Consider the following 6,733-nt stretch of genomic DNA (forward strand, 5'->3'; position numbering starts at 1 on the left):
GGTCGAGCGAGACTACTTAGCGGCGCCGGGGATGCCGTGGGAGGTTTTGGCGGTTTTGGCTCCGTTTACGATGGCGGTTTGCAAAGCCCTTACGGCGAGCATGCCCAGCAGGTCTAGGGGAACGGCGGCGCTTGCCTGGGCGCCAAGTTTGCCGCTGGCGAGGGTGTAGATGGTGTCGCCATCGTTGGTGGTGTGCGTGGGACGGATGGCGTGTGCGTAGGCGTCTGCGGCCATCTGAGAGACCTTGGTGGCTTGTGCCTTAGTGAGTTCCACGTTGGTGACGATGCAGCTGATGGTGGTGTTGGTGCGGTCGAGCGGCATCTGCATGGATCCGGCGGCGGCAAAGGCTGCGAGTTCCATGTCGACGATCTGGTCGCTATCGGCTGAGGCGCGCATGCCGGCGACCCACTCGCCGGTGAGGGGGTCGACAACGTTGCCGCAGGCGTTGACCGAAACCACGGCGCCTACCTTAACGGGACCGAGCGCCACGGCGGCAGTGCCAAGGCCGGCCTTCATGCAGGTGGCAGGGCCCATGAGCTTACCTACGGTGGCACCGGTGCCGGCGCCCACATTGCCTTGCTCGAGCGTGGTGGGGGTGTTGTCGAGTGCCTCGCGCACGGCGGCGATGCCGGCCTCTATGTCGGGGCGTACGGTGGGGTCGCCAAAGGCAAGGTCGAAGATACAGCTGGAGCACACGATGGGCACCTGCGTGGGGCCGACGGGCAGACCAATGCCGCGGCTCTCGAGTTCGCGAGCGACGCCGCTTGCAGCCTCGAGGCCAAAGGCCGATCCGCCCGAAAGGCAGACGGCGTGAACCTTGTCGACGGTGTTCTCGGGTCGCAGCAGGTCGGTTTCGCGCGATGCTGGAGCACCGCCGCGAACGTCAACGCCGCCGGTTGCACCCCCGGGCGCCACGATTACGGTGCAGCCGGTGCCAGCCTCCTCGTCCGTATAGTTGCCAAAGCAAAAGCCATCGACATTGCAAACATCGATGGCTTCGAGCAGTGTGTCCATGTTTTCTCCTATCGGTTTTCCGCCGGGCCTTATGCCCGGTCGGGATCCGTACGGTACGGCAAAATTGTAGGCGCTGGGGGATAACCAGCGCCAGATGCAATTACGAGAGTTTTTGAATCGCGCGTGCGACGCGAGCGATGGGCAAGCCCACCACGTTGTAGAAGTCACCCGAAATATCGTGCACAAGCATGCGGCCGCCTGTGCCTTGGATGCCGTAGGCCCCGGCCTTGTCCATGGGTTCGCCGGAGGCAACATAGCGCTCGATCTGCTCTTCGGTAAGCTCATAGAACGTCACGTCGGTCACATCGACAAACGACAGGCTCTCGGCGGCATGCGGAGCGGCCGTGTCGCCTGCCTTAACGATGCAGACGCCGGTTGCGACCTGGTGCGTGCGGCCCGAAAGCTCGCGGAGCATGGTGCGCGCCTCGTCCTCGGTTGCCGGCTTGCCCAGAATCTTGCCATCGAAGGTGACAATAGTATCGGCCGCGACGGTCAGTTCGTTGGGCTCGGCATGCTCGGCGGCAACGGCGGCGGCTTTGGCGCGTGCTAAGCGTTCAACGAGCGTAAGCGGGGCCTCGCCATCAAAAGGCGTTTCGTCGATATCTGCGGGAATCACGCGAATGTCATAGCCTGCCTCGCGCATCAACTCGATGCGGCGCGGTGATTGCGAAGCCAAAATCATAGCTGAATGCCCTCGGCGACCTTCTCGACGGCCTTGTCGCCGGCGAGTGTGCGCAGCAGCTCAAGCGCAAAGGGGAGCGACTGGGCCATGCCGCTGGCGGTGATGATGTTGCCGTCTTGCGTAACCTTCTCGCCGGTATAGGCGCCTTCGGGGAAGCTTTTCTCAAAGCCAGGGAAGCACGTGGCCTGGCGCCCCTCGAGTAGGTCGAGCTCGCCCAGGATAAACGGGGCGGCGCAGATGGCGGCAACGTGCTTGGTCGCGGCGAACTCGCAGACCACGTCGCAGACGCGCTGATCGGCGCGCAGGTTGGTGGCACCGGGCAGGCCGCCGGGCAGCACGACGCAGTCGTACTCGTCAAAGTTGATCTCATCAAAGAGCGCATCGCAGGTCACGGGGATCTGCAGCGAGCTTACGACCTCACGCGTGGGCATGATCGAGACGAGCGTGGCACGCACGCCGCCGCGACGCATGACATCGACCATGGTCAAGCATTCAATAGTTTCAAAGCCATCGGCGGCGAGAACGGCAACGCTGGGCATGAGGGTTCCTTTCATAGGCGGCATACAATTAGCCGTCTTATACCCCGAAGACCTCCGCTTGCCACGCTCGATTTCCCAATGATTTTTCTGAGCAATGATTAAGTGGCTAGTTGCGCCTAAGGTGGACGACGGTCTCGCAGTGGAAGGTTTGTGGGAACAGGTCGACTGGCGTGATCTTTACGGGGGAGAAGGTGCCTTCTTCGACAAAGCGTTTGAGATCGCGCGCCAGGGTGGCCGGGTCGCAGCTCACGTAGGCGACATCGCGAGCACTCGTGCTGGCGATAAGGTCGATCGCCTCGGGGGCGAGGCCTGCGCGCGGCGGGTCGACCACCAAGACGTCGGCATCCTGGTCGGGGAACTCGCGCACCGCGTCTCCGCCAATGACGTCGACGTTATCAAGCTTGTTGATCTCCAGGTTACGGCGCAGGTCGCGCACGGCCGGGCCGTAGGCCTCGACGGCGGCGACGAAGTCGCAGCGGCGGGCGAGCGGCAGGGTAAAGGTTCCGGCGCCGCAGTACAGGTCCACGGCAAGCTCGTCTTCCTGCGGGTCGAGGGCGTCCATAACGAGATCAATCAAAATCTCGGCGCCCTTGGTGTTGACTTGGAAAAACGACGGGGCAGACAAGCGCATCTGGCCCTCGGCGATATTCTCGGTCCACGAGCCCTCGCCGGCGAGCATTTCGACCTTGGAGACACGGCGGGCCTTCTTCTCGCCCCTGCTCATCACGCGCACGATGCTCGTGGGATGAGCGGCGTCCGCCAGCACGCGGGAGACTTGCGAGCGCGGAAAAGAGCCTGTGGGCGTCCAGAGTGCGACCTCGAGCGCCTTGGTGCGGCGCGATGCGCGAATGCCCACGCGTTCGAGTCCCAAGTCATGGCTGCCGCTTAGATAGTTGAGTGCGCCGACGACCGATTTGAGCGCCTTGGGAAAACGCTTATCGAACAGCGGGCACGCATCGACGGTTACGATTTTGCTGGGGTCGACACCGTGCATGCCAAGACGCACGCGACCGTTGACGACGGTCGGTTCGAGCTCGATTTTATTGCGGTAGCCCCAGTCGTCCTTGGTGTGGCAGATGGGCTGCACCAACTTATCGACCTGCTCAGGAGCGAACTTGCCGATGCGCTCGAGCGTGGAGCGCAGATTTTGCTCTTTGGCGGCAAGCTGTGCCGTGCGTGAGAGATTGCCCCACGAGCAGCCGCCGCAAATGCCAACGAAGGGGCAGGGAGGCTGGATGCGATCGAGGCTCGGCTCCAGAATCTCGGTGGTGCGGGCGCGCATGAACGACTTACCGTCCTGTACGACCTCGGCTTCAACGGTGTCGCCTGCCACGGCGCCCTGCACAAAGACGGCCTTGCCGTTGTCGGCGTGCGCCAACCCGTCGGCGCCGTAGGTCATCGATTCTATAGTGAGCTTCATATCCCTGCCTGTCATTCGTGTTGTTGTTCGCACCATGGTAGCAGGGAAAAGCGCCCCGCATCCGAGGCTTTCCTCAAATGCGGGGCGCTTCTACAAACTGCTTCTACAAACGACTATTTCGTCTTGCCGGTAATGAGCGTCTTAAGACCCAGGCCGATCAGGCCCAGGCCCATGCGCACGCGACCGGGGCGATGGCGCTCGATGGCCTTGGTCTTGCCGGCGGGCTTATCGCGACGGGCGCTCGTCTCGGGTGCGGGCTTAGCTGCCTGCGGCTCGGGCTGAGGTGCAGGTGCGGGCTCGGGCTCAATGACGGTCGCCTGGACCTTCTGAACCTCGGGTGTGGCCGGCTGCGGCTTAGGAGCAGGGGCGGGCTTTGCCTCAATGACGGGCTCGGGCGCGGCCTCGGCGTTGCGGTAGGCACGCTCCAGCAGGGCTTCCTGCGAGTTGAAGGGTTTCTCACCCTCTGCGCGCTCCACGGGGACCCAGGTGCCGTCGCTCGTGAGGCTGCGGGCCTTCACGTTGTCGCGCAGCTGCATGCCCATGTACTCGTGCACCAGGGCGCGGCAGGTGGGGTCGAGCACGGGGAAGGCGATCTCCACGCGGTGCTCGGTGTTGCGCGTCATCATGTCGGCCGAGCTCAGATAGATCATGTCCGAGTCCACGCCAAAGGCGTAAACGCGCGCATGCTCCAAAAAGCGTCCGACGATAGAACGGACATGCACGTTCTCGGTCTTGCCAGGAACGCCCGGCTTGAGGCACGAGATACCGCGGATAATCATGTCCACGCGCACGCCGGCACACGATGCCTCGGCGATCTTGTCGATGACCTCGCGGTCGGTCAGTGAGTTGAGCTTAAAGAACACGCGGGCGGGCTCGCCGGCGAGGGCGCGTTGGATCTCACGGTCCAAACCGCGCATGATGAGCGGCTTGAGGCCGACGGGCGCCACGCCCAGGAAGCGGTAGTCGCCGCGCAGGTTGCCCAGCGACAGGTTGCGGAAGAACAGGTTGGCGTCTTCGCCGATGCCGGGATGGGCGGTCATGAGCATAAAGTCGCTGTAGAGCTTGGCCGTCTTCTCGTTAAAGTTGCCGGTGCCCAAAAGCGTGAGTCGGGTGAGTGCCATACCCTCGCGATAGGTGAGCTGACAGATTTTTGAGTGGCATTTAAAGCCCTCGGAGCCATAGATGACGGTGCAGCCCGCTTCTTCCAGACGCTCGGCCCACTCGATGTTGTTTTGCTCGTCAAAGCGCGCACGGAGCTCCATGAGCACCGTGACCTCTTTGCCGTTTTCGGCGGCATCGATCAGTGACTCGCACAGGCGGCTCTGCTTGGCCACGCGGTAGAGCGTGATGCGCAGCGAGATGCACTCGGGGTCGTAGGCGGCCTCGTGCACCAGATCCAGGAAGGGGTTCATGGCCTCATAGGGATAAAAGAGCAGCTTGTCGTGCTGCAGCACCTGCTCGCGGATGGAGCGGGCCATGTCGATGGTGGGGTTGGGCTGCGGCTTAAACGGCGTAAAGAGCAGCTCGTTGCGCAGGTGCTCGGGAATCTTGCCCTCAATGCCGAAGACATAGCCCAGGTTGAGCGGGATATCGCAGGTAAATACCGAGCGACGCGAGAGCTCGAGCGCCTTGCGGATAGTCTTGAGCGTTGCTTTTTCGAGTGAGCCCGAGACGGCGAGCACTACCGGCTGCAGGCGCAGGCGCTTCTTGAGGATGCGCTTCATATGCTGGCGGTAGTCCTCTTCCTCCTCGACGCCCTCGCCGTCCGGATCGATGTCGGCGTTGCGGGTGACGCGGATGAGCGCGCGGTCGAGCGGCTTATAGGAGCCAAAGCAGCTGTCCAGGCAGGCGAGGATGACGTCCTCGAGCAGAATGTAGGAGTAGGTGCCGGTGGGCGAGGGGATCTCGACCACGCGGTTCATCGAGGCGGGAATCTCGATCAGGCCCAGCAGACTTTCCTCGTCGGTGACGCTGTCCAGGCCGCAGGCCAGGTAGAGCGCGCCGTTGCGCAGGTTGGGGAAGGGGTGGCGCGGGTCGATCACCAGCGGTGAGATGACCGGCGACACGTAGGCCTGGAAGTAACGGGTGACAAAGGTGCGCTCCTCGGGCGTAAGCGAATCGACACGCGCGCGGTGAACGCCCAGGGTGTCGAGCTTGCCTTCGATGCTCTTAAAGATGGACTCCCAACGGGTAAGGAGCCCGGGCAGCTCTGCCATGACAGCTTCGACCTGCTCCGAGGCGGTCATATTGCTCTTGTTGTCGACAGGTTGCTTTTTGAGCTCTGCCAGATCGGACAGGCCGCCCACGCGCACCATGAGAAACTCATCGAGGTTAGACTCGAAAATCGACACGAACTTTAGCCGCTCGAACAGCGGAACGGTCTCGTCGAAGGCTTCGTCAAGCACACGGTTGTCAAAGCGCAGCCAGCTGAGCTCTCGGTTCTGCGTGTACGAGAAGTCGCGCGGCGGCTTACGCAGCTTTGCAGCGGCTTGCTTTTTTTCGATTTTGCTCGGCATATGCATCTGTCCGTTCAGTCCCCGTGGGGGACGGTTGCCTAACACTATTCACTATTGTCTCAATTTAGTCGACCTATGGCACGGACGTATCGCGTGAACGGTATCTTTACCTACTTCTTACGCTGACAAGCCATAGAGCTGACGCCCTTCGCGTTGTGAAAAACGGTCTATATCCTCACTCAACTGGTGAGTATGTGTGAATAAGAATGATAGGTAGCTGAATATCATCGAATACAGACAGAAACACGAACAAGCGTCATTTATATACATAAAACCGTTTTAGATATGCAATTCTTAATCGAAAGATTGGAGTTGTAATTGCGAATGATTTTTAAGAAAAAAGAGCATTTACCTTAGAAAAGCTACTTTAGAACGCCGAAGTGCATTATGGGGGAATCATATTCGATATACCGTTCATCGAACTTTGTTGACCGTTCGGGGGCGAGGTGGAATTGCGGTTGGAATTTGGATATAACTAGAGCTGTCAGCAAGCAGCACCCGTTACGGAAGGGTGCTGAGAGATTCGGCCGAAAGGCCCGAAAGAAAGGTAGGAGGCCATGAC

The 6,733-nt window shown here is 61.2% G+C and carries 5 protein-coding genes; all 5 read right to left on the reverse strand.

The window, feature by feature from the left end; genetic code table 11:
* Positions 1 to 12 precede the first annotated feature (12 nt).
* Positions 13 to 1,014 carry a P1 family peptidase gene (locus tag DW850_RS09125; RefSeq protein ID WP_117786880.1) on the reverse strand — a complete coding sequence of 334 codons (1,002 nt, stop codon included), beginning with the start codon at positions 1,012 to 1,014 and terminating at the stop codon, positions 13 to 15.
* A gap of 100 nt (positions 1,015 to 1,114) precedes the next feature.
* Positions 1,115 to 1,696 (reverse strand): nucleoside triphosphate pyrophosphatase, encoded by a 582-nt coding sequence (locus DW850_RS09130; RefSeq protein WP_117786881.1) that lies wholly within the window; start codon positions 1,694 to 1,696, stop codon positions 1,115 to 1,117.
* On the reverse strand, positions 1,693 to 2,235 hold the full coding sequence (locus tag DW850_RS09135) for a DJ-1 family glyoxalase III (protein ID WP_117638209.1): 543 nt from the start codon (positions 2,233 to 2,235) through the stop codon (positions 1,693 to 1,695). The genes DW850_RS09130 and DW850_RS09135 overlap by 4 nt, the downstream gene beginning before the upstream one ends.
* A gap of 106 nt (positions 2,236 to 2,341) precedes the next feature.
* The gene (gene rlmD / locus DW850_RS09140) at positions 2,342 to 3,670 is read right to left on the reverse strand and encodes a 23S rRNA (uracil(1939)-C(5))-methyltransferase RlmD (RefSeq protein WP_117786882.1); all 1,329 of its coding nucleotides are present in this window, start codon (positions 3,668 to 3,670) and stop codon (positions 2,342 to 2,344) included.
* Between the two features lie 98 nt (positions 3,671 to 3,768).
* Positions 3,769 to 6,177, reverse strand: coding sequence for a polyphosphate kinase 1 (gene ppk1, locus DW850_RS09145; RefSeq protein WP_117786883.1), 2,409 nt, complete (start codon positions 6,175 to 6,177; stop codon positions 3,769 to 3,771).
* Positions 6,178 to 6,733 lie beyond the last annotated feature (556 nt).

Origin of the sequence: Collinsella sp. AM36-4AA (assembly GCF_003467795.1) — a bacterium.
Lineage (GTDB): Bacteria > Actinomycetota > Coriobacteriia > Coriobacteriales > Coriobacteriaceae > Collinsella.

What these genes read in the sequence shown, in the direction of transcription:
- rlmD (WP_117786882.1), bottom strand. Translation starts at nt 3,670, where the DNA reads ATGACAGGCAGGGATATGAAGCTCACTATAGAATCGATGACCTACGGC.
- DW850_RS09125 (WP_117786880.1), bottom strand. Translation starts at nt 1,014, where the DNA reads ATGGACACACTGCTCGAAGCCATCGATGTTTGCAATGTCGATGGCTTT.
- DW850_RS09135 (WP_117638209.1), bottom strand. Translation starts at nt 2,235, where the DNA reads ATGCCCAGCGTTGCCGTTCTCGCCGCCGATGGCTTTGAAACTATTGAA.
- DW850_RS09130 (WP_117786881.1), bottom strand. Translation starts at nt 1,696, where the DNA reads ATGATTTTGGCTTCGCAATCACCGCGCCGCATCGAGTTGATGCGCGAG.
- ppk1 (WP_117786883.1), bottom strand. Translation starts at nt 6,177, where the DNA reads ATGCATATGCCGAGCAAAATCGAAAAAAAGCAAGCCGCTGCAAAGCTG.